The sequence below is a fragment of the Sphingomonas paeninsulae genome, assembly GCF_003660165.1.
GTDB lineage: Bacteria > Pseudomonadota > Alphaproteobacteria > Sphingomonadales > Sphingomonadaceae > Sphingomonas_O > Sphingomonas_O paeninsulae.
In genome coordinates this window covers 75,904-97,105 of sequence record NZ_CP032827.1, presented here as the reverse complement: position 1 = coordinate 97,105, position 21,202 = coordinate 75,904, and the positions used below count along the sequence as shown (strand labels likewise).

23 protein-coding genes and 1 pseudogene are annotated in these 21,202 nt (G+C 58.5%); 17 read left to right on the top strand and 7 right to left on the bottom strand.

Annotated features, from left to right (window positions below):
* Positions 1-224 precede the first annotated feature (224 nt).
* A complete protein-coding gene (locus D3Y57_RS00480) occupies positions 225-578 on the top strand; it encodes a hypothetical protein (protein WP_162986842.1) in 354 nt (117 codons plus the stop codon).
* Positions 579-641: 63 nt separating this feature from the next.
* Here the strand turns inward: D3Y57_RS00480 and D3Y57_RS00475 are convergent.
* Positions 642-2,425: pseudogene (locus D3Y57_RS00475) on the bottom strand (chloride channel protein).
* Positions 2,426-2,499: 74 nt separating this feature from the next.
* Here D3Y57_RS00475 and D3Y57_RS00470 point away from each other — a divergent pair.
* From D3Y57_RS00470 to D3Y57_RS00445, 6 genes are all read left to right on the top strand, one after another.
* Positions 2,500-2,907, top strand: a complete 408-nt coding sequence (locus tag D3Y57_RS00470) for a MarR family winged helix-turn-helix transcriptional regulator (RefSeq protein ID WP_121150341.1) — start codon at positions 2,500-2,502, stop codon at positions 2,905-2,907.
* Between the two features lie 175 nt (positions 2,908-3,082).
* Positions 3,083-3,334, top strand: coding sequence for a hypothetical protein (locus D3Y57_RS00465; protein WP_121150339.1), 252 nt, complete (start codon positions 3,083-3,085; stop codon positions 3,332-3,334).
* Positions 3,335-3,520: 186 nt separating this feature from the next.
* Positions 3,521-5,587 carry an FUSC family protein gene (locus tag D3Y57_RS00460; protein WP_121150337.1) on the top strand — a complete coding sequence of 689 codons (2,067 nt, stop codon included), beginning with the start codon at positions 3,521-3,523 and terminating at the stop codon, positions 5,585-5,587.
* Complete coding sequence (locus D3Y57_RS00455) at positions 5,584-5,808, top strand: DUF1656 domain-containing protein (protein ID WP_121150336.1); 225 nt, start codon at positions 5,584-5,586, stop codon at positions 5,806-5,808. The genes D3Y57_RS00460 and D3Y57_RS00455 overlap by 4 nt, the downstream gene beginning before the upstream one ends.
* A gap of 1 nt (position 5,809) precedes the next feature.
* On the top strand, positions 5,810-6,709 hold the full coding sequence (locus D3Y57_RS00450) for an efflux RND transporter periplasmic adaptor subunit (protein ID WP_121150334.1): 900 nt from the start codon (positions 5,810-5,812) through the stop codon (positions 6,707-6,709).
* Entirely contained in the window at positions 6,703-8,130 is a 1,428-nt protein-coding gene (locus tag D3Y57_RS00445; RefSeq protein ID WP_121150332.1) for an efflux transporter outer membrane subunit, read from the top strand. Before D3Y57_RS00450 ends, D3Y57_RS00445 begins: the two co-directional genes overlap by 7 nt.
* A gap of 457 nt (positions 8,131-8,587) precedes the next feature.
* On the opposite strand, the gene D3Y57_RS00440 is transcribed toward D3Y57_RS00445, so the two are convergent.
* Positions 8,588-9,460 (bottom strand): LysR family transcriptional regulator, encoded by an 873-nt coding sequence (locus D3Y57_RS00440; protein ID WP_239025712.1) that lies wholly within the window; start codon positions 9,458-9,460, stop codon positions 8,588-8,590.
* A 67-nt stretch (positions 9,461-9,527) separates the two neighbouring features.
* Here D3Y57_RS00440 and D3Y57_RS00435 point away from each other — a divergent pair, with 67 nt between their 5' ends.
* The 6 genes from D3Y57_RS00435 (at position 9,528) to D3Y57_RS00410 (ending at position 13,082) form a co-directional block, all read left to right on the top strand.
* Complete coding sequence (locus tag D3Y57_RS00435; RefSeq protein ID WP_239025711.1) at positions 9,528-10,727, top strand: amidohydrolase family protein; 1,200 nt, start codon at positions 9,528-9,530, stop codon at positions 10,725-10,727.
* 39 nt (positions 10,728-10,766) lie between these two features.
* Positions 10,767-11,165 carry a hydroxyisourate hydrolase gene (gene uraH / locus D3Y57_RS00430; protein WP_121150328.1) on the top strand — a complete coding sequence of 133 codons (399 nt, stop codon included), beginning with the start codon at positions 10,767-10,769 and terminating at the stop codon, positions 11,163-11,165.
* 2 nt (positions 11,166-11,167) lie between these two features.
* Complete coding sequence (locus D3Y57_RS00425) at positions 11,168-11,569, top strand: MAPEG family protein (RefSeq protein WP_239025710.1); 402 nt, start codon at positions 11,168-11,170, stop codon at positions 11,567-11,569.
* Positions 11,570-11,610: 41 nt separating this feature from the next.
* Positions 11,611-12,090 (top strand): GlcG/HbpS family heme-binding protein, encoded by a 480-nt coding sequence (locus tag D3Y57_RS00420; protein ID WP_205590029.1) that lies wholly within the window; start codon positions 11,611-11,613, stop codon positions 12,088-12,090.
* A 295-nt stretch (positions 12,091-12,385) separates the two neighbouring features.
* A complete protein-coding gene (gene rnk, locus D3Y57_RS00415; RefSeq protein ID WP_121150585.1) occupies positions 12,386-12,802 on the top strand; it encodes a nucleoside diphosphate kinase regulator in 417 nt (138 codons plus the stop codon).
* 52 nt (positions 12,803-12,854) lie between these two features.
* Entirely contained in the window at positions 12,855-13,082 is a 228-nt protein-coding gene (locus tag D3Y57_RS00410) for a hypothetical protein (RefSeq protein WP_121150326.1), read from the top strand.
* Between the two features lie 106 nt (positions 13,083-13,188).
* Here the strand turns inward: D3Y57_RS00410 and D3Y57_RS00405 are convergent, their stop codons facing one another.
* The 3 genes from D3Y57_RS00405 to D3Y57_RS00395 form a co-directional block, all read right to left on the bottom strand.
* Positions 13,189-13,851, bottom strand: coding sequence for a hypothetical protein (locus D3Y57_RS00405; protein ID WP_121150324.1), 663 nt, complete (start codon positions 13,849-13,851; stop codon positions 13,189-13,191).
* Between the two features lie 12 nt (positions 13,852-13,863).
* Positions 13,864-14,415 carry an OmpA family protein gene (locus D3Y57_RS00400; protein ID WP_239025709.1) on the bottom strand — a complete coding sequence of 184 codons (552 nt, stop codon included), beginning with the start codon at positions 14,413-14,415 and terminating at the stop codon, positions 13,864-13,866.
* A 107-nt stretch (positions 14,416-14,522) separates the two neighbouring features.
* Positions 14,523-15,044, bottom strand: coding sequence for a hypothetical protein (locus tag D3Y57_RS00395; protein ID WP_162986841.1), 522 nt, complete (start codon positions 15,042-15,044; stop codon positions 14,523-14,525).
* Positions 15,045-15,399: 355 nt separating this feature from the next.
* Here D3Y57_RS00395 and D3Y57_RS00390 point away from each other — a divergent pair, with 355 nt between their 5' ends.
* Complete coding sequence (locus tag D3Y57_RS00390; protein WP_239025708.1) at positions 15,400-16,434, top strand: HPP family protein; 1,035 nt, start codon at positions 15,400-15,402, stop codon at positions 16,432-16,434.
* 238 nt (positions 16,435-16,672) lie between these two features.
* Here D3Y57_RS00390 and D3Y57_RS20540 read toward each other — a convergent pair whose 3' ends face one another.
* Positions 16,673-17,164 carry a site-specific integrase gene (locus D3Y57_RS20540; protein WP_347400358.1) on the bottom strand — a complete coding sequence of 164 codons (492 nt, stop codon included), beginning with the start codon at positions 17,162-17,164 and terminating at the stop codon, positions 16,673-16,675.
* Positions 17,125-17,793, bottom strand: coding sequence for a hypothetical protein (locus tag D3Y57_RS20535; protein WP_239025707.1), 669 nt, complete (start codon positions 17,791-17,793; stop codon positions 17,125-17,127). The genes D3Y57_RS20540 and D3Y57_RS20535 overlap by 40 nt, the downstream gene beginning before the upstream one ends.
* 488 nt (positions 17,794-18,281) lie before the next feature.
* Between D3Y57_RS20535 and D3Y57_RS00380 the strand changes: the two genes are divergently transcribed.
* Genes D3Y57_RS00380 through D3Y57_RS00370 form a run of 3 tightly spaced genes read left to right on the top strand, consistent with a single transcriptional unit; the run spans position 18,282 to position 20,850 of the window.
* Complete coding sequence (locus D3Y57_RS00380) at positions 18,282-19,160, top strand: aldose 1-epimerase family protein (protein ID WP_121150320.1); 879 nt, start codon at positions 18,282-18,284, stop codon at positions 19,158-19,160.
* A gap of 26 nt (positions 19,161-19,186) precedes the next feature.
* On the top strand, positions 19,187-19,954 hold the full coding sequence (locus D3Y57_RS00375) for an SDR family NAD(P)-dependent oxidoreductase (RefSeq protein ID WP_121150319.1): 768 nt from the start codon (positions 19,187-19,189) through the stop codon (positions 19,952-19,954).
* 2 nt (positions 19,955-19,956) lie between these two features.
* Positions 19,957-20,850 (top strand): glycoside hydrolase family 130 protein, encoded by an 894-nt coding sequence (locus D3Y57_RS00370; protein WP_239025706.1) that lies wholly within the window; start codon positions 19,957-19,959, stop codon positions 20,848-20,850.
* The last annotated feature ends 352 nt before the right edge of the window (positions 20,851-21,202 follow it).

The following is a 21,202-nucleotide window of genomic DNA, read 5'->3' as shown; positions in this document are numbered from 1 at the left end:
AACGGGGACAGCACTCCGTCTAGCTAAGATCCGGAAGCAGGTCTAAAAACGGTTTCCACCTCACCAGTCTAGTCTTAGCAAACCGCTTGAGAAGACTATTTCAAATAGCTTAAAGGAACATAATACTATCCGCCTTAATCGGATAAAAACATTCTATTTACTGGGAATGTTTTAATTTCCCGGGTAGCAAAACCCATTTTCACCGACAAGAGATCGCATGTAAAATGAGACGTCCTTCCTACCGTGTAGAACTTTTATACTTTCGCTATGTTATTTTGGTGGTTGTCTTCGCATGTGTCGGGTTGTTTCTTTATTTACTAAGCTCTGCCACGGTTATGACCGGAGACATCTTCACGTTGCTGATTGTATTTATTATCCCTGTTGCCGCCTTAGTTTTGGCGACCGATGGGCCTCAGATGGGGGCGGGCTATTCACGAGCCAACGACCAACGGTCTCACCCGCTGGGAGAGAAACGGAATACGGTAAATCCAGGGGCACGCCGGCTTGCGGAAAAAAGCAATGATGACGAGGCATTCGAAGTTGAGGAAAGGCTTTTATTGACGAGGCAGCAGGAGTGAGCGTGTCCGTTTACGGCAGGGTTTTTCAATAACTCACCGAGTTTGAAGCGGTTCGGTTGCGTATCAGGCTATCGCGCCAGCCTGTGGTCGTTTCACGAAGCCTGATCGACTGGTTTCAGACTGTCGATGCGCGCTGCGCGCTTTCAACAAGTCCTGTCGTGAGAGGATGCCGAGGACACGGCGACTGCCCGGATCGACAATCGGAATGCGGCCAATCCCCGAGTCCACCATTAGGTCGGCGACAACCCCGATCGGCGTTTCGGGATAGGCGACCAACAGCGACGCATCGGAAAGCGTCTCAGCCAGACTGGTTTCAATCATCCGATCGTCGATCTGCCAGCGTAGTGCGTCGGTTCGAGAGGCAAGGCCGAGCAAAACGCCATCGGCATCCACAACGGGATAGCTGCGATGCTTGGCATCTTCTTCAAAAAAAACACCTGCTTCGCGGAGCGACATGTCACCCGGGAGCGTTGCCGGATTATGCGTCATCAACTGGTCCGCCTGAACGAGATCGAGGGGATCGACACTATATTCCTGAAGGATATGACGTCCCCGCCGAGCGATTTTTTCGGTAAGGATAGAGCGGCGCATCAGGAGTACACTTATGGCATAAGCGGACGCCGCCGCCGTGATAGCGAGCGGCAGGGCCTCGAAATGGCCGGTCAGCTCGACGGCAAAAAGTGCGCCCGTGATGGGTGCGCGCATTGCGCCGCTCATTATGCCCGCCATGCCGATCATAGCCCATAAACCCGAGCCACCCGGCAGGAAATGCCCGATCAAACTGCCGGCCGCTCCGCCGAGTATAAGCAGGGGGCAAGGACGCCGCCCGACGTTCCCGAACCCAACGCCACGAGCCAGACAATCCCCTTGACCACAAGGAGTGCCAGCACGACCCGCATCGCCAGCGACCCGTCGAGCAAAGCCTGAATACTGGGATAGCCCGCACCAAGCACATGCGTATCGATCAATCCACCGATGCCGACCACGACGCCACCAAGCGCTGGCCACCACATCCAATGGACGGGCAGCCGATGAAACAGGTCCTCGATGCGGTACAGGAATGTTGAGAGTAATGTAGCCTCTAGACCGACAAGAATACCGACACAGGCGGCGGCGCCGATAGGCCATAGTCCCGACGGCGTCAGTGCAACGAAAGAAAACATCGCTCCGCTGCCGATCATCCACGGCCGCCATGCGAAAGCGACGATTACGCCGACGACCACCGGCACGAAACTGCGCGGTTTCCATTCGAAGAGCAGCACCTCGATCGCGAGCAGTATAGCCGCCATCGGAGTGCCAAAAACTGCGGTCATACCGGCGGCGGCCCCTGCAACGAGCAGCGTTTTGCGTTCAGCGGCGCTCAGATGGAAACACTGCGCAAAAAGCGAGCCTATCGCGCCACCCGTCATGATGATCGGCCCCTCGGCTCCGAACGGGCCGCCGCTGCCGATAGACACAGCCGACGAAAGAGGTTTGAGCAACGCAACCTTTAGCGACAACCGGCTTTCGCCGAACAAGATCGTCTCGATCGCTTCGGGGATGCCGTGGCCGCGGATCTTGTCAGAGCCATAGCGTGCCATCAGGCCAACGATCAGACTGCCGATGACCGGAATGGCGATGATCCAGAGTCCGATCGTCGTTTCAGTAATTGCGGCGGGTTGCGCAGAAAACCGTCCGAACCAGAACAGGTTGGTGGCAATGGCAATCAAACGAAGCAGCGTCCACGCGCCGATCGCGCCGCCCGTTCCGACGACGACGGCCATCGCACCCAGCATGAGCATACGCCAGTTCGCACTATGATCGGCCAGTCGATGACTTTCTGTTATGCGTGCCGTTGCGAACGTCATGAAACACCTTTGAACTCAGAGAATGGCCCTTTTATGTCGCAATGCGATACTGTTCAACAGCGAGCGGACGAACGATGACAAGAAGCGGCAGCTTGACGGACCAGGACTATGTCGCGCTGGCCGAATTTCGGCATACGTTGCGGCGTTTTCAGGCATTCAGTGAATCAAAAGCGGCTGAAGTTGGCTTAACGCCGCAACAGCACCAGGCGTTACTCGCGATCCGCGCGGCATCACCCGAAGAAGTGACGGTGGGCTATATCGCGCAAAGGCTTGTTATGAAGCCTCATAGCGCCAGCGGGTTGATCGACCGGTTAGAAGTGCTTGAACTTGTCACGCGACAAGAAACAACGAGCGATCGCCGCCGGTCGATTTTGCAACTCACCGACAAAGCGGAAGTGTTGCTCGCCAGCCTATCCGAAACGCATCGGGACGAGGTTATTCGGCTCAAGCCGTTGCTCGTCGATCTTTTAAAATGGCTGTAACCACCTGTTTTTCTTTAAACTATGTGATGAGGCCGCCAAATTGCTAGCATCGGCGATGGCCTGCTGCGTCTCTGGGCCGGACTCGAAGGTGAAAGGAATTTGATCGCAGGATTGTCCGCATGTTGAAGCGACGGCTCACCGCCAAATTCGACCTCAAGGAAAAAGGACGCGAGCCATGCCCACAGCTGTCATAATCATCGATCTGATGGGGCTAGTTCTGATCGTTCTGGGATTCCATCTGGCATTCCGTCAGGATCTGGTGCGCCGATGGTGTCCAGTGCTCCGCCATGAAAGCCAAGCGCCGGCCCACTTGCAACCGCTGACCGACGAAGATCACGCCCGCTATGCAATGCGCATTTCTGGAGTGATGATCCTTGCTTTTGGTGTGGCCATAACGCTCCTATTTACGCTTTCCCACCTGCGTTGAATTTAATTTTCCAAATCTACTCCAACTGCGAGAAATACGTACCGCAAAATATTTGCGCCATGCCATAAATATTTTGAACTTCGGCGGCAGGCCTCCGTGAGGCAATAGGCGCTCGTCTTCGGACGATGTTCTCACAATGACCTTCGGTTTTGCCGTCGGTCTGTACAGCGACGCGATAGCCATATCATGCCAGTAAAGACTAGCGCGGGCGCAGCGCAGCCCTTCTTCGCGATCGACTCTCAGAAGTTTCTCTTTTCCTTCAGCAGTTATATTGCTGCAGCGGCTACGCTTGCGATAGCCTTTTCCGCAAGTTTGCCGCGCCCATGGTGGGCACTTCTCACCGTCTACGTCACCGCGCAACCTATGGCAGGGGCCTTCAGGCCCAAGATCTTTTATCGGCTGGGCGGTATAGTGACGGGTGCTGTGGTTACGGTCGCGCTGGTTCCGAACCTGCAGAATTCGCCCGAGCTTCTGATATTGTGCCTGGCGGCCTGGACAGGCTTTTGCATCTATCTTGCCGTTCTCGACCGTACGCCACGTGCCTTCCTTTTCCAGATGGCAGCGTTCAGCTCAGCCGTGATCAGTTTTCCTTATCTCGACGACCCGGGTAATATCTTCACCACAACCATATCCCGGGTCGAGGAAATGACGGTGGCCATCGTGTGCGTTTCGATCGCACACGCTCTGCTCCAGCCATGGAGCGCCACTCCGGTCATCCGCAGCAAGGCAGAAGCTTTTCTCGCGCACGCTTCGCGCTGGACCGCCGAGGCGCTGAGAAGCCGCCATACGTCGCTGGAATATGAACATCGTCGGACCCTTGCCGCCGACGTGACCGAACTCGGCATGATCGCCATTCACCTTCCTTTCGATCAACGCGCGGCGCCAGCAACGCGACGGTTGGTCTTGAGCCTGCAAGAACGTCTGGCAACGGTGCTTCCATTGGCATCGGCTGCAGCAAACCGGCTCGACCTTCTGCGGGGGATTTCGCCGCTCGACGCCCCGCTTGAGGCGTTGATCGACGACGTCATCCTCTGGCTTGGCGGAGTGATCGACACGCCCGGCGCTGTTGAGCATGCGCTTGTTGATCGGTGTCGATCCCTGGCAGCCCTTCATGAACAAACCGCCGACTGGGAGGGGCTTTTGGTCGTCAGCGTCTGCGAGCGGGTAGCTGAATTTCTGGAGGCGCTGGATGACAGCCGCCGGCTCGTCCAGCAAATTGGGGGTGCGCACGAAGGGCCACAGGCTGTCACGCCAGAAACGGTTCGCGAAAGTTACCCACTTGCGCGGGACCATAGCGTCGCGGCGCTTGCTGGTCTCGCAACGGCCACGGCGATCGCGCTCTATTGCGCGGTGTGGATTCTCCTGGCCTGGCCCAATGGATCGGCCACGGCTGCTTTTGCCGCGCTAATCACCTGCTCGTTCGCGGTGCAGGACGACCCGGCGCCCGTGATTGGTCGTTACCTTGGCGCGACGCTGATGACATTCCCGCTGGCGGCGCTCTATTTGTTTGTGATCTTGCCACGCGTCGATGGCTACGGAATGCTAATCGTCACTCTTGCGCCAGCGTTGCTCTGGATGGGCTATATCCAGGCGGACCCCCCGCGGTCCGCACGGGCTTTACCGATGTTTTCCTGTTTCATCGTCGGCCTTGGTTTTCTGGCGCGCTTTCAGGCGGACTTTGCCGTGTTCATCAACACCGGGCTTGCCCAGGTGGGGGGTGTCGTGACGACGCTCGCCGTGACCAAGTTGTTTCGTTCGACCAATGTACTGTGGACGGCGCGCCGGATCGTGCTTGGAAATTGGGCTGACCTCGAGCAACTCGCTAACATTCGCAGACCGTTCGAAGCCGAACGCTGGACGGGCCTGGCCGTCGACCGGCTGGGACAGATCGCTGCGCGTATGGCGGTTGCACCGGCCGGCGATGCGCTGCACGAGGCCGATGGTCTGGCTGACCTGCGTATCGGCCGGAACATCATCCCGATCCGGCGCGCGCTGGTCGCCGTGCCGCATGACATCCGTCACGCCCTCGGCATGGTGCTGTCTGAGACATCCTCCTTATTTCGCGCGCGCCGGCAAGCCAGTGAAGCCGTGTCACCCCCGGCGTCTTTGCTTGAGGCGATCGATGCAGCAATCGACGATATGCTTGCGAGCGCGCAGCTTGCGCCACGCCATCAAGCGCTGTTGGCGCTCGTCGGTATGCGGTGCAACCTGTTCCCGGCAGCGCTGCCTTTCGAGAGTGCGCGCGCGCGATGATCGAGGAACTGCATCTCTTTGGTGTTTACATGCCAGCTGCGCTCGTCTGGGCGGTTGTAGCGGGGGTTCTTGCTTATTGTCTTCGCAATCTGCTGCAGCGCCTCCCTTTCTCCCAATTGCTTTGGCACCCGGGCGTTCTCGAGCTGGCGCTGTTCGCGACGCTTTGGTGGGCTCTCACCTTCCTTGCCGACAATTTCCTCTCCCGTGCCCTGGTATCCTGATATGATCGGTCGTCGTTCCCTTCTGCGTACAGCGGTCACCGCGCTGGTGATCTGTATCGTGCTTGCAGCAATCCACGCCTTGTGGATGCGCTACCAGGTTGAGCCGCTGACGCGCGACGGCAAGGTTCGGGCCGATCTCGTGCCGGTCGCCGCAGATGTCAGTGGGCTTGTCACCGAAGTACGCATCCGTGACGATGAGTTCGTTCGCAAGGGCCAGATCCTGCTGGTCATCGACCGCCCGCGCTATCAGCTGGCACTCGATCAGGCTGACGCGAATCTGGCGACCCAGCGGGTGACGCTGGCGCAGGCGGCGCGGGAGGATCGTCGCAATCGTTCGATGGCCGAGTTGCTGGCTGCGGAGGTGATCGAGCAGGGGCGGGCGCGGGTGGATGCCCTAAGGACTGGACTGGATCAGGCCATTGCCGCGCGCAATCTGGCACGGCTCAATCTGGATCGGACCTATGTCCGTGCGCCCGTCGATGGGACGGTGTCGAACATGACTCTACAGCCTGGCGTCTACCTGAACGCCGGAAAGCCAGCGGTCGCGCTTGTCTATGGCCAGTCGCTGCGGGTGGAGGGGTATTTCGAGGAAACGAAATTGCCCGCTATCCATCTCGGCGATCCCGCGAGCGTTTACCTGATGGGCATCGCCGACGAAATCACCGGTCATGTCGAAAGCATCGCCGCAGGGGTCGAAGATCGGGAACGCGCCGGAGGGGAAGCACAACTTGCCAACGTCAACCCGTCCTTCACCTGGGTCAGATTGGCGCAACGCATTCCTGTGCGAATCAAAATCGACAAAGTGCCCAGTAATGTCCGGCTGATCCCAGGCCAAACGGCGACCGTGATCGTTCATGCCCGCGCTGGTGATGTGCCTGTTCGCCGGAGCCTGCCATGGTGAATGCTCGCCGGTTGCTGGTGCCTCTCGCGCTCATCTCCCTGTCCGCCTGCGCAACCGTAGGCCCGAATTACGGAGTGCCGGACGAGGCCCTCGTCAACGTGCCAAAAGGGCAGGGCGCGTTTATATCCGGCGGGCATGGGACCACGAACGAGCCGCTGCCCGATCAATGGTGGAAGTTATTCGACGACCAGGTTTTGAACCGTCTGATCGAACAAGCGCTCATCGCCAACACCGATCTGCGGATTGCCGAAGCCAATCTTCAGCGCAGTGACGCGCTGCTCGCGGAGGCACGAACTGGGCGCGAGGTTGGAGGCGCCGCAAATCTGGAGACGAGCTGGGCGCAGCCTTCAGCAGAAGCGGTCATGCAACATGTTCAACCGCCGGAACATCAGATCTACAATGGCGGGCTTTCGATCAGCTACGACCTTGACCTGTTTGGCGGGATCCGGCGCGGTGTCGAGGCAGCCACCGCCGAGGACGAAGCCGCGGTTGCCGCCCGCGATCTGGTTCGGATCAACGTCGCGGCCCAGACAGCCCAGGCCTATGCCGATGCCTGCAACGCCGGGCACGAGATCGCGGACCTTCGCCAGCTAATTGCTGTACTGGAGGAAGACCTACGCCTCACACGCCTGATGATTGCGCATGGCCGTGCGCCGAAGTTCGAGCAGGATCGCCAGCTAAGCCTGCTGGCAAACACCAGGGCGCGCTTGCCCCGCATGGAAGCAGGCCAGCGGAACGCTGTTTTTCGCATTGTGTCGTTGATCGGACAGGTACCTGCAGAATTCGATCACGGCCTGCTCGAATGCCACGCGCCGTTGGTGCTGTCCTCGCTGATGCCGATTGGGGACGGACAGGGACTGCTCAAGCGGCGACCCGATGTTCGCGCGGCCGAACGCCGATTGGCTGCGGCGACGGCACGGATCGGTATCGCAACGGCTGCGCTTTATCCCGACATCAAACTCGGAGCTTCGATTGGCTCCACCGGCGCTGCGGCAGACCTGCTGTCATCATTGACCAATCGGTTCGGCATTGGCCCATTGATCAGCTGGAACCTGCACCGAAGCACAATTCGGGCGCGGATTGCACAGAGCGAGGCGCAGACGCGCGCTAACCTTGCAACCTTTGACGGCACGGTGCTGAGCGCCCTGCGGGAAGTGGAAAGCGCACTGAACAACTACGCTGCCGATCTTGTGCGACTGGAAGATTTGAAAGCGGCACGAGATAGCGCGGTGCAGGTTTCCGAACGAACGGCCGTTTTGCGGCGGGGTGGCAAGCTGGGAGGTCTGGTTGCTCTGGATGCCCAGCGCAGTCGGATCATCGCCGAGCAAGCCGTTACAGCTGCGCACACCGACATCAATCGCGATCAGATTGCGCTTTTTTTGGCCCTCGGGGGAGGATGGTCAACACGGTCAACGCAATGAGAAAACTTCGCATGGCGATCGTTCGCGGCCATGAGATCGACAAAACGGATCAACCCTGCCTTGACGGGGTGCACGGCAACGCCTGATCCAGCCTTGGCTCAAGAAAGCTGCTGGCAGCAATAGGCAGCTTGTTTCTGATATTTGGTAAGACTCTATGTCCGCTTGGTAGTCGAGGTTAGTTCGTCCTACACAGGCAATGCGAGGGTACTCGGGTGAGCCCGGCCTATCCTCACAAGAGGAGAAATATCCGTGAGGCAGCATAAGCCGACCTGCTCCACCCAAGTATCCTCAAAATAACAAAGGTCACGGCTGCTGACGGCTGCGTCATGAAGCCTTCCTTTTCATTATGTCAACTTGGGCCAGGTTTTACACAAGAGACTCAAGCCCGAAAGTAAGGCATGCCGTTCACCGGTCCTGCCAAGGCTCATATCCATGCCTCTGCCTCATGCGCGAGAAATCATTTTGATCGACCGAACAGGGTGTTCGTCATCGCATTGACGAGTTCGCCAGTCGTACCGCCGGGTTCCCACGCATATATTGACAGCACGAGTGGCGGTTCCGCCGGAAATATTGTGCTAATCTGTACGGCATGGGATGCCGTCGTGCTGTTTGGTATAACGGATAATCCAAGGCCGGCCTCGACCGCCGAAAGAACGCTACCCAGACTGTTGCCGGTAAATGCGATATACCAGCGCATCTGCGCACGCTCGATCCGCTCGATCATCAGGTCACGATACAAACCACCTGGCGGAAATGTGACGAGAGGAATAGGATCGGGCCAGGGCTGCGCCCGATCGGTGGCTTCGAACCAGGCGAGCGGTTCAGCAAAGCTGGCACGCGCATCGCCGCTAGGCACTGCTTCCTTGACGATCGCGATATCGAACTCTCCGGCACGAAACCGCCTGGTGAGATCACGGCTAAGGCCTGTTGTCACATCGAGCCGGATTTCGCGGTGGCGCTCGGCAAATTGTGCAAACTGTCGGCTCATCGCCGAGTTGACGATGTCGTCAGGCACACCGATGCGGATTGTTGTTGTGCCAGCAGGATCGGCGAGTATCGCCTTCGCCTCATCCTGCAATGCCAACAATCGCCGCGCATAACCGAGCAGCCGCCCGCCCGCCGGCGTGGGTCCGACTGGTCTATCCGCCCGCTCAATCAATCGATGACCGACTGCCGTCTCCAGTTTACCAAGATGCTGGCTGACGGTCGATTGCGTCGAATTAAGGCGCTTGGCCGCCAGCGTAAAACTGCCGGTTTCAACGATTGCAACGAAAGTGCGGAGCAGTCTGGGATCAAGGAGCATTTCATTCCAATACCGAATGATGTGCATTTAAACATATCATTCGTAAATAATGGTCGAAATTGCCATGTGACGTACGCGCCATTTGGAAATGATCTTGCCCGAACCTGCCAATACCCGACTGTTTATTAATGCTGTGTCGCCGGACGGTGTCCGCCGCGATCTGGCAGTGCGCGATGGTCGGTTCTGCGACATTGCAATGGTAGGACGGGACGACAAGATTGAGGTCGTAGATCTTCACGGCTTGCTGGTATTGCCGGCATTCGTTGATGGCCATGTGCACCTTGACAAGAGTTTCGTCGGTGATCGCTGGCACTCACATGTGACTGCCGACAGTCTCGGCGCGCGCCTTGCGATTGAAAAAGACTTGCTCGCCGATGCGCTGCCCATAATCGAACGTGCAGAGGCGCTGCTCGCCCGCGCGCACGGCTTCGGTACGGTTGCAATGCGCAGCCATGTCGACATCGATGCAACGCTGGGCCTGAGCACTCTTCATGCAGTGATGGAGGCATGTGAGCGGTGGCATGACCGGGTCAGCGTCGAACTGGTTGCGTTTCCGCAGGCAGGCATTCTTTCGTCGCCGGGTACCGCAGACCTGCTTGATGCCGCTATGCGCGAGGGAGCCAGTGTGGTTGGTGGCCTCGACCCAACAACGTTCGATGGCGATGCAGATGCGCATCTAAACATCGTCTTTGGCGTTGCCGGGCGGCACGGCGCGCAGATCGACATCCATCTGCATGAACCGGGCCTCCAGGGCATAGAACAGCTGCGCCGGATCGCCTCGCGCACTTCGGCTGAAGGCATGTACGGCAAAGTGGCGGTGAGCCATGCTTACGCACTCGGCGAAGTTGGCAGCGACGAAGCAGCGCGCACTGCCGACATTCTGGCAGAGGCGGGCGTTTCTATCATGACCAACGCGCCGGGAGATCGGCCCTTCCCGCCAATTCTGATGCTACGTGCTGCTGGCGTGCGCGTGTTTTCGGGCAACGACAATATTCGGGATGCGTGGTGGCCATACGGGGATGCCGACATGCTTGGTCGCGCGATGCTGATCGGTTACCGTTCGGGGTTTTTAAGCGACGCCGATCTGGCAGTCGCGCTCGATATGGCCACGTCAGTAGCGGCAAATGTGCTCGGGCTTGAGCGATATGGATTAGCGGCGGGCGACGATGCGACTTTCGTGGTTGTCGATGCAGAAACTCCGGCCGCGGCCGTCGCCGCACCATCATGTGCGCGCCGCCTAATCCAGCGTGGAGCCACCGTTCCGATTGATCGGTCAAGGCTCGCAAATCTCTAGTCCAGGCGTAAAATTTAGCTTTAACGAAGGAATATATCTATGAAAGTCAGCATTTTAACCGCAGCTACTCTGATCGCAGCGTTCGCAACGCCTGCTGGCGCAGCGGATATTTCCACTCACGTTCTCGATCTCGCGCGTGGCGTCGGCGGCAAGGCTGTACCCGTGACATTGGCAAAGCGGACTGCCGACGGCCGGTGGAAGGAAGTTGGCAAGGCTACGACCGATGCAGACGGCCGCATCCGCAGCTTCGGCGATGCATCAATGTTCAATTCTGGGATCTATCGCCTGCAGTTCGACATGTCGCGCTATCCCGATCCTGCGTCCATGCCGTTCTTCCCTGAGATTACGCTGACGTTTCGAGTGACCGATGCAGCAGGTCATTATCACGTTCCGGTTGTTGTAAGTCCCTACGGTTATTCGACGTATCGCGGGAATTGAGCATGATCGCTATGACATTGCCCATTACGCTGATCACGGCGGCTGCGCTCGGCACGATCAGCCTGTGGCTAGGCCTGCGCATCTTCCGCATGCGACTGCGCGAAGAGATACTGATCGGTGATGATGGCAATGATAAGCTGGCGGGCCGGATGCGCGCCCATGCCAATCTTGTCGAATATGCGCCTTTCGTGCTGATTCTGATGGCGTTGATCGAGGTTGCGAGAGGGGCAGGAATCACGCTGGCCGTGACTGCTGCGCTTTTTATCCTCGCGCGGATCGCAAATCCGATCGGGATGGATCTGCGTCGTTCAAACGTGCCCCGTGCCAGTGGCGCGATCGTGACCTGGGTCGTGCTGGCATTTCTCGTTGGTTGGGGCGCGCTGATCGCGCTCGGCTTGGCGTGAGCACGGCGCTAATTTTACCACTGAGGAGCCTGACCCGTATCATGCTTGTCCTGGCCCTTTTTTCGTCGGTCGCGGCTGCTGCGGTTCCAGCAGCGCCACCTCTGGATCGCAAGACCGTCTCGCTTGCATTGGCAAATGAGCTGGCCACGGCGGTAATTGAAAAGTGCATGGCGCTTGGCAAGGCCTCGGTCGTCGCTGTGGTTGATCGTGGCGGTAATCTCGTCGCACTGCAAAGGGGGGATGATATTGGGCCGCACAATACGATCGCGGCACAGCGAAAGGCCTTCACGGCATTGTCGACGAAGACCGCAACAACATTACTGGCCAAGCGCGCTGCGACTGATCCCACCGCAGGCAACCTGACCACGGTCCCCGAATTGCTTTTACTTGGCGGCGGATTGCCGCTTGTGGTCGAAGGTGAGACGATTGGCGGGATCGGCGTAGCCGGGTCGGGCGGCTCAGCGAATGATGATCTCTGCGCTGCAGCCGCAATCGCACAGGTGTTGCCCACAAATCACTAACGGTAATCACCGATGTCACTCTGAATTAACGGTAAAAATATTGATTTGATATCTGGCCGGGGCAATCCGGCCACAAGGGCGGCTTGACTTAGTTCATGGGGGCCATCACCTATGGTGCATGTCGGCTCTAGCAACACACAGGCGTTTTCGAGACCACGCCGGACAACTCGCCTCACGCCGTTAGCCCGAGCTTCGGCTGGCATACTGCCGCCTGGTTCGGGATTATTCGATCTGAAAAACTGGAATGCTGCGCCGCTGCGCGCTTCCGACCTCGAATAAATGGAAAGTTTCCGCAATGGAACAACACACATCTTTAGCCGATCTGCGTCCGGACATTCACCTTTCAGCCGCTGAGTGCGACGCACTGTGGGATCTGGCGCTTCGTTCGGAAACCCGCCACCCTCAATCCTCGGCAATGCTTTTGGACGAACTTGGTCGTGCAAAGCTTTGCGGGCCGGAAAATCTGCCAGACGAAACTGTTGTGATGAATTCGTTGGTCGATTTCATCGACGAAGGGACAGGCACGCGCCGCGTCGTGCAACTTGTGTATCCGCAGGACGCCGACATTGGGGCTGGACGCATATCGATCCTGACACCGATCGGCGCAGGCCTCATCGGAATGACGGCGGGTAATTCGATCCGCTGGCCTGACCGCGATGGTCAAGACAGAATGTTGCGCATCGTGACAGTCATGTCGCCCATCGAGGCTTGAGGTCATCATCGAAGAGTTGGCTCGCCATCGCTGTAGCGGCGAGGACGGCACGATGTTCATCGTTGTCGAGCATCGTCATGTTTTTACGACGCATGACGATGACGGAATGCGTGCACAGCACGGAACCTCAAGGATGACGCTGCTTGATGGTGAACCGGTACGCTATATCGATGCACAGACATTCGAGATCATCGCAACGGGCAAACTTATGACGCATAGTGAACAATGCGCCTGTGTGCCGGCCAGCATGATCATCGTCCGTGACCGCGTAAAACGATAAATCAGCGGGGCGTGGATGAGTTGATCTGCCAAAAGGTGCACATATTAAATATATGGACGCGTTCATTCATTCGCCAATGAGCGCGGCTAACCGACAACATTGTCAATCAATGGCCTTCCTGCGTGAAATCGAATGAACCAAACGCGGTCTGCTTTGGCAGCGTCCAGCTTCCATTGACACGCATCAGGTCTTCGCCGTCGCTTTCAGTGGCACCCGTCAGCCTTTTGCCAAGACCGGGATAGAACTCGATGATTGCGCGGCTGCTCGTCCACGCCGGTACGTCGATTAGCTGGTAATCGTATTTAACGCTCAATCGGTCCGGGAAATTTTCATCCAAGCCTCCGCTGGTGACGGAAATTACCTTGCGTTTGCCGTAGCAAATCTGCGTTCTGGCCGAATTGGTTTCTGAAGGGCGCAGTGAATGCTCACCCAACGGCGTCGATATGTAGCGGGCATATTGCTCGGGAACGCCGGTCACCTGATGGGGTTTCATGATTTCGCCGGTGCGTTGAAGAACGCCCGCTGCAACGAAAGCGTCGAGCTGTCTGATCCGGTAAGAGCCCTGTTCCATCCGCGCCTCGGCAGGTATGTCGAAAAACGGAGTACATTCGGGGTGAGCGTCGAAATAGGTTTGCAGCGCCTTTCGAAGCTCAATCTGGCTCGGTACTGTCTGAACATCAGTTTGGCCGGTTTCGGGTGACGCTGAACATCCGGCGACGGCAAGGAATGCTGCGACAATAAACGACGGCCGCATATAAGTATTTGGCATGCTAAACTCCTGTCAGCGGATTGGAACCAGCGGCCGGATCAGGATCTCGACGCGCCTGTTCCGCTGGCGGCCTTCTGGATCATCTGTGCCATTCGGTTGAACATTCGGTGCAACCGGGTGTCGCTTGCCCAGTCCGGCTGCGGCAGGTGTTCGACCGGTACTCTGCTTTAGCCACTGAGCCACAGCAGTAGCGCGCTTCATCGACAGCGGATCATTGTAAGCATCGCTTCCCTTGCCATCGGTGTGTCCATTAACCAGCAACGGGGCCTCGGGGTAGCTGGCGATCAACTGCGCCGCTCTGGAGAGCGGCTCGTTGGCGTCAGGCCGCAAGACCGCCTTGTCGAAGTCGAAAAGTACATCGGTGGGCAGGTCGATCGCAATTGACTGGTCCGGTGTCTGCGTCGCCTTGAGCTCGGACAAAAGCACCTCAGTGGATTGCAGTTTTTCCGGCGGAATTTCAGCAAGACGAAAAGTCGATCCGGCAGATAGTGCTTCACCGAATTTACTCTCCGGACCGCTAGCCACAAACCGACTGTCCGGCGCGTCGGAGTCTTGCCGGAACACGCTCGGCTGATTCTTCAAACTACGCGGAACAGGGCGACCCTCGCACCCCGAAAGCAGGATCAGCAGCAGTAAAAACGGGGGGCCGCGGCGGTGAACGCGCAAAAAGTTCACTTGGCCGCGTCATCCAGCGGGAGCGCTATGGTCAGGCCCGGATCAATGATGCTGTTGCCGTCATTGTTGTCGTTGAACACTAGTTTCACCGCCTTCGTGCCCTCGGCAACGGCGCCCAGAAAAACGAGCTTTCCGTCCATCGTCTGCCCTTTGGTGATGCGCAGGTCTCGATCATCCTGAGGCGGTTTCAACATCAGCCGGTTGCCTTGCTCATCAAGAAGATAAGTCGGTGATCCGGCCAGCGTTACATCGCTGCTTGCCGTGCCGCCATAGGAGGCGCTGACGTCGAGGATTGTGGCATCTGTCCCAACTTCGATATTCTTGACGCGCACCGTGACGCCGACCGGCGCTGTGCCTTGCACATTTACGGCTAACGAACGTTCCTCTTGAGGAAGCCTGTTTACCGTAGAAACAGGAACGGCAGAACTTGAATTATTCGCCGTAGCTGTTGCGGTTTCATTGCTGGGAGCGGGGTGCATCCAACAAGAGTAAAGCCCATCAGCGATGGGACGATCCAATGGCTTTTTATGCTCAAACTTTTCCCTCCAACTCGTTACGCCTCTGTAAGGTAACGGTATGCGTCGATTGAGGTTCCAAGATATCGGACTCAGCGTGCCAAAGCGAGGACGTATAGTTTGTTCGGCACTTCTAGGGGTCCGTTCACTCTCAAGATTGGTGGCAGCAAAGGTTTCAACGCGTAAGAGAAAGACCGAACAATCACTATTGGGTCAGCCGCTCGAACGTGCGACGCAGTGCGTTCACCGATAGATAGATCAATCAAAACCAAAACTTAACAACACCCGGGATATTCCGATCCACACTCTTTTGAACTCCGCATTGAACCGCTGGTCCCCTGTCGGGAGGCTTGGATGGTTGCGCCCGAGCTTCGGTGCGATGTGTGGCATCATGCTTACCAGCCTGATCTGCCATATTTGGCTTGGGAATTATGTCGGCTTGCCCGCGCTTGTTGCACCAATGGGAGCCTCTGCCGTTCTTTTGTTTGCGGTGCCGGCAAGTCCACTTGCACAGCCGTGGGCAATTGTTGGCGGCAACACACTTTCGGCGCTCGTCGGGATAGGCTGCGCAATGCTGGTCCATGATCCGGTCTATGCAGCCGGCTTTGCGGTAGCCGGCGCTATCGGTGTGATGAGCTTGGCCCGCTGCCTTCATCCACCGGGCGGCGCGGCGGCGCTGACAGCAGTTCTGGGTGGTCCTGCAATAACGGCGGCAGGCTGGTCTTTCGCATTTGTGCCCGTCACGCTGAACTGCCTGATCTTGTTGGCGGTCGGATGGCTATTCAACAACGCCACCCGGCACGATTACCCCCACCGTGTTCAGTCGCTTTCCCGCAACGTCCACGGCACGACCGATCGCCCGCCGCAGGATCGTGTGGGTTACACGTCTGCCGATATTGACGCCGTACTGGCGCGCTACGATGAGTTGCTCGACGTAAGTCGCGACGATCTGGACGCACTTTTCCGCCAGGTGGAAGCTCAGGCCCACCGTCGTCTACATGGCGAGATTCGCTGTGAAACCATTATGTCGCGCGATGTCATCCATGCGATCAGCGGTGAGGGTGTTGAGCAGGCGCGCGACCGATTGCTGACCCACAAACTGAGGGCGATGCCCGTGATCGATGAGACAGGTCATGTGGTCGGATTGATAGGTCACGCCGAACTTCTTGCCAGCGCAGACCGAACCGTCGATCAGGTGATGATAGTGTCACCATGCCTGACCTCTTCGGAAACACCGATCGATGAGCTCCTGCCTGTTTTGTCTGGCGGCATCTTTCATGAGGCGATTGTGACCGACCCTGACGGTCGCCTAATCGGCATGATCACGCAGACCGATCTGCTTGCGGCGCTCTGGCGCGGCCACGTGGCAGAACAGGTGACCGCTGCGGGTTGAGTGGCGAATTTCACATGAGACAAATTATCGGGCTCGAAATGGTGTACAGGAAATCGTGATCTAACGTCTTCCCCCCCCATGTCATCGAGGCCCCATTGGGCTGCGCGCATTCCGTGTTCACCGTCCGACGCCTCCTAGTGCAGTGCTATTTTTCTGCGCTTGAGAAACGTCTGAAACCAGACTCTCAGCATATTGTTGCATGGCAAACTACCGCGGGATGTCAGAACTTTGGTTGTGTTTATAAAAAACCTTCCCCGGCGTGTTCGCGAAACCGTTCATGATCCCGAACGTACTCGGCGACCATCTCGAGCGAAGAATGGCGGCTGTGCTCCTTCATCTTAAAGAGATTGGCGTTCTGACGGCCAGCTTCCGTCAGAAACCCGGCGCGGAGCGAGTGGCCTGAGAACAGCTCGGGCGGGTAACCTGCTGCAACCGCGGCGGCTTTCACCACCAACGCCACACCTTGGGCGCTCATTGGCTTATCTGTTATCCGGCCCTGCGGCGTCAGCTTGCGGAATACAGGGCCGCTGGTAACCCCGGCCGTTTGCAACCAGGCGCGATAATGCGACACCGGTTCGAGCCGGCGCCCATCGGGGATCGCGACCGTGTGCCCCTTTCCCTCCTGGTCGGTCTTCGATGCCGCGATCCGCACCAGAAGCCCCCGGCTGTCCTCGCTCACGTGCGCGACAGTTATCGCCACCAGTTCTGAACGCCGGAATGCCCCCGCCATCCCGATGGCCAGGAGCGCGCGGTCGCGGTGCGCACGCAGATCGTTGCCGACGATCGCCCGCACCATGTCGCGCAAGACGTCGCCATCGGCGGGGCGCTTCTTACCGGGCAATTCGCCGCGCTTGTCCTTGCGAATCCCCGCATCGCGCGCTCAAGCCGCGACGCGTCGGGTTGCGAGGTCGGCGGCTCGACGTCGGCGGCGCGGTGGGCGAACACGATCGCAGCAAGCCGGCGGCCGATCGTCGCGCGCCCGAGCGGCACTGGTTCCTTGCGCGGCAGCACGGTCCCGCGCTTCGTGCGGCGAAGTTCCTGCGGACTGAACCCGCGCTCGGCGAGCAGCGTCAGGAATGCGGCAACCGTTGCGGGCGTCGCCGGGAGCGGTCGATACCCGGTTTCTTGGCACCAAGCGCAGAACAGTCGCCAGTCCGACTTGTACGCGCGCAGCGTCGCGTCGGCCGAGGCGCGGCGAACATAATCGTCGACCCGCTCGCGATCGTCAGGTGCAAGCTGCGGAAGATAGGGTTCTAGCGACTGGACACGATCCACCACGACGATTGCGTCTGCCACGATCGCATCCAGTTCGCCGTGATCGATGCCTGCGGTGCTATTGAGGTCATCATTCTCCGCCATGCCAACCTTTTGCGTTACGAGTTCAACCGAACCGAAACGCGACGCCGCGTCTCTGATAAATAAAACCGATACTCGATCGCGAATTCCGGAGCCAGCAAGTAATTAGCGGGAATCAGTGTTATCGCTAATTACCTCGCCTGTCGTTGGGGGTGATTGTCTCCCCTTCTGAACCACGATGGGCATAAGGCGAATAAATTTGGGAACAACGTCCGACTTTTCCCGATAAATCTCTTTACCGTATCACATGAGCAAATTTTTCAATTAACGTCTGGCGGAAACTGCGAACCGGCCTGCGATGGCTGGCGTTAAAGAATAGCGGGACGATCTCGACCGGTAGTTCGAGATCACTACGCAAACCCGCACGCAGTCCGCAGTGTTTGGGCTTCATGAACAAGAATTCACCCAATTCGCGCGGACCCAAGCTTAACGCTCGCGGTTAACCCATCGGCTGTCGCCTTCATTCAGCCCGATTTCTTCAGGACCGCCGCATGAGCATCGACATCACGACAATTTCCTCTGGGCGCTTGAGCGCGGGTATTTCGGCGCTCGGCGCAGAATTACAGTATCTGACAGACAGCGACGGGCGCGACTTGCAATGGAATGGCAACCCTGCTTTCTGGACAGGCCGAGCGCCAATTCTTTTTCCGGTCATCGGGCTACTCGAGGGGGGCTGCTACCGGCTGGATGGTATCAGCTATACAATGCCCAAGCACGGGTTCGCGCGGGACGCGACGTTCGACTTAGTGCAGCAGGCAGCCGATACGATCACCTTTCGGCTTGCGGCTTCCGACACGACGCGTGCGATCTACCCGTTCGAATTCCAGCTCGACATCCGCTTCTCTCTAGCCGATGCGACGCTGACGATCGAGGCGATCATCAGCAATATGGGCGACGCCGCTATGCCCGCCAGTTTTGGCTTCCACCCGGCCTTGCGCTGGCCGCTGCCCTACGGTCAGCCGCGCGACGAACATGTGATTCGCTTCGAGCATGAAGAACCCGCACCGGTCAGGCGCATCGACGGGGAAGGTTTCCTGCTGCCCGAACCGCAGACGTCACCGATTATCGGCAATACGCTGAAGCTGCGCGACGATCTGTTCGTAGATGATGCATTGATCTTCGACCAGCTTGAAAGCCGTCGCATCGAATACGGGGCACTGCAAGGCCCGCGCCTGACGGTCGACTTTGCGGATTTTCCGACCCTCGGCGTGTGGACCAAGCCAGGAGCAGGCTTCGTTTGTATTGAGCCATGGCAGGGCTTTTCCGACCCTGTCGGCTATGCCGGAGACCTTCGCGATAAGCCCGGCATCATCGAGATTGCAGCCAGTGCCAGCAAACGCCTCGCCATGCACATCGGCTTGACCGATTAACCAAGATTTTCACCGGAGACGAAACGATGTTCGACAATAGCGTAGCCATTGTAACTGGTGGCGAGTCTGGAATAGGCGCTGCTTGCGCAAAGGCGCTGGGCGACGCTGGCGCGCGCGTCATTATTACGTATTTCAGGGACAAGGAAGCAGCGGAGCGGGTATGCGCTTCGATAGGCGATGCCTCCCGCGCGATTGCTGTGCAGACCGATGTCGGCGACGAGGCTGGGGTGAAAGCCATGTTCGATGCCGCCGAGGCGGCGTTCGACACGGTCAGCCTTCTGGTCAACTCTGCGGGACTCAATATGAGTGGGGTTTTCCTTGTCGACATGGAACTCGCGCAATTCGACCGCGTCATTCGATCCGACCTCTATGGCCCGTTTCTGACGTGCCGCGCGATGGTGCGCAGGCTCGAGGCGAAAACGATGAAGGGCCGGATCGTCAACATTTCCTCCATCCATGAGCGCGCACCGCGACCCGGCGGTGTCGATTACGATTCCGCGAAGGGAGGCCTGTCGCAGCTCACCGCAACCCTTGCCCTGGAGCTCGCGCCGAAGGGCATCGCCGTCAACGGTGTCGCGCCCGGCATGATCCTGACACCGATGAATCAGAGTGCGCTCGACAATGCGGCCGAACTCGCAAGCAAGGAGGCCGCGATACCCTGGAAACGCGCGGGGAGACCCGACGAGGTCGCGGCGCTGGTCAACTTCCTGCTTTCCCCGGCGGCGGACTATATCACGGGCACGACGGTCACGATTGACGGGGCGCTGTCCTTAACCGTCGCGCAGGGCGCGTGACGGTGTCAGTGGATTTTAACGTAGAACAGATCAACCCGCTAACGATGGTCGGCAACGAGGCGGTTTCGCGTCGTGACCTGATGAGCCCCTATATCTGGCGGCTGGATGACGGCAGCTATGCCATGCTGGTCCGCGCAGTGCCCCGCCCCGGCGAGACCGGCGATACGGGCACGATCTGGTATGCGACGAGCAGCGACGGCCTTTGTTTCTCCGCGACCGACGTGCCGGTGCTGTCACCCGGCCCCGGGCCGGACGATATCGGTGGGTGCGAAGACCCGACGCCTGTTTTTCGCGCCGACGGCAGCGTCGTCATTTATTACACAGGCGTGGATGAAACACGGACGCACGGCGAAATGCTGTACGCCACCGGCCCATCGATCAATCGGCTGGAGAAGCAGGGCGTGGCGATGCAAAACACGCCCACCCAGGGCAACATAAAGGAGGCCACGGTCGATCGTACCACGAGCGGCGGATGGCGCATGTTCTTCGAGTTCGCGCGGGGCGAGGCGTCGCTGGTCGGGCTCGCGGTCAGCGATGGCGACGCCGGCCCGTGGATCGACAAGAGCGACCCATTCGCGCCACGCCCCGATGGTTGGGATAGCTGGCACCTCTCGACAGGCCCGCTGCTCACCACCGACAAGGAACGCCCGGTGATGTTCTACAACGGCGCAACCCACGATGCGCGCTGGCGTATCGGCTGGATCGCGTTCGATGCGGAATACACAAAGGTTGTGGGACGCTGCGTCGAACCGCTCATAACGCCGCCGCCCTCGCTCGAGCGCACGGCTACCGACATAGCGTTCGCGGCATCCGTTGTGAATGTCGGGGACGAGATCTGGCTGTACTATTCACTGGCCGACACTCACTTATACCGGGCGATCATCAGGCAGAGTTAGGACTGGCCATAAGCCGAGAGACGCGCTCGCCAAACGGACAAAAACCGTGGTGCCGGTAGTTTGTGTCTTGAATTGCAATTGAAAGTTTCCGGAAACAAACGTTTGTCGATCGATTATGCCTAAGGTGACTGTTGGTATCCCGCCGGCAGACTCATGATTAGAAGTGCCAATCATGGACACTCAGCGTCCGCCTCACTCGTCCTAAAATGCAGAAACCCATGCATCGGTCCTCGTTCGCCCTGCAGCGACGTTGGAATGGCGAAGACTGGCACTTTCCTGCCGTTCGCGGCGGCAGGAGGAAATGACTGCTGTCATCAGAAGCGAACGGAAAGCTCGATCTGCCCCCTTTCCC

What these genes read in the sequence shown, in the direction of transcription:
- D3Y57_RS00480 (WP_162986842.1), top strand. Translation starts at nt 225, where the DNA reads ATGAGACGTCCTTCCTACCGTGTAGAACTTTTATACTTTCGCTATGTT.
- D3Y57_RS00470 (WP_121150341.1), top strand. Translation starts at nt 2,500, where the DNA reads ATGACAAGAAGCGGCAGCTTGACGGACCAGGACTATGTCGCGCTGGCC.
- D3Y57_RS00465 (WP_121150339.1), top strand. Translation starts at nt 3,083, where the DNA reads ATGCCCACAGCTGTCATAATCATCGATCTGATGGGGCTAGTTCTGATC.
- D3Y57_RS00460 (WP_121150337.1), top strand. Translation starts at nt 3,521, where the DNA reads ATGCCAGTAAAGACTAGCGCGGGCGCAGCGCAGCCCTTCTTCGCGATC.
- D3Y57_RS00455 (WP_121150336.1), top strand. Translation starts at nt 5,584, where the DNA reads ATGATCGAGGAACTGCATCTCTTTGGTGTTTACATGCCAGCTGCGCTC.
- D3Y57_RS00450 (WP_121150334.1), top strand. Translation starts at nt 5,810, where the DNA reads ATGATCGGTCGTCGTTCCCTTCTGCGTACAGCGGTCACCGCGCTGGTG.
- D3Y57_RS00445 (WP_121150332.1), top strand. Translation starts at nt 6,703, where the DNA reads ATGGTGAATGCTCGCCGGTTGCTGGTGCCTCTCGCGCTCATCTCCCTG.
- D3Y57_RS00440 (WP_239025712.1), bottom strand. Translation starts at nt 9,460, where the DNA reads ATGCACATCATTCGGTATTGGAATGAAATGCTCCTTGATCCCAGACTG.
- uraH (WP_121150328.1), top strand. Translation starts at nt 10,767, where the DNA reads ATGAAAGTCAGCATTTTAACCGCAGCTACTCTGATCGCAGCGTTCGCA.
- D3Y57_RS00425 (WP_239025710.1), top strand. Translation starts at nt 11,168, where the DNA reads ATGATCGCTATGACATTGCCCATTACGCTGATCACGGCGGCTGCGCTC.
- D3Y57_RS00420 (WP_205590029.1), top strand. Translation starts at nt 11,611, where the DNA reads ATGCTTGTCCTGGCCCTTTTTTCGTCGGTCGCGGCTGCTGCGGTTCCA.
- rnk (WP_121150585.1), top strand. Translation starts at nt 12,386, where the DNA reads ATGGAACAACACACATCTTTAGCCGATCTGCGTCCGGACATTCACCTT.
- D3Y57_RS00410 (WP_121150326.1), top strand. Translation starts at nt 12,855, where the DNA reads ATGTTCATCGTTGTCGAGCATCGTCATGTTTTTACGACGCATGACGAT.
- D3Y57_RS00405 (WP_121150324.1), bottom strand. Translation starts at nt 13,851, where the DNA reads ATGCCAAATACTTATATGCGGCCGTCGTTTATTGTCGCAGCATTCCTT.
- D3Y57_RS20540 (WP_347400358.1), bottom strand. Translation starts at nt 17,164, where the DNA reads ATGGCGGGGGCATTCCGGCGTTCAGAACTGGTGGCGATAACTGTCGCG.
- D3Y57_RS20535 (WP_239025707.1), bottom strand. Translation starts at nt 17,793, where the DNA reads ATGGCGGAGAATGATGACCTCAATAGCACCGCAGGCATCGATCACGGC.
- D3Y57_RS00380 (WP_121150320.1), top strand. Translation starts at nt 18,282, where the DNA reads ATGAGCATCGACATCACGACAATTTCCTCTGGGCGCTTGAGCGCGGGT.
- D3Y57_RS00375 (WP_121150319.1), top strand. Translation starts at nt 19,187, where the DNA reads ATGTTCGACAATAGCGTAGCCATTGTAACTGGTGGCGAGTCTGGAATA.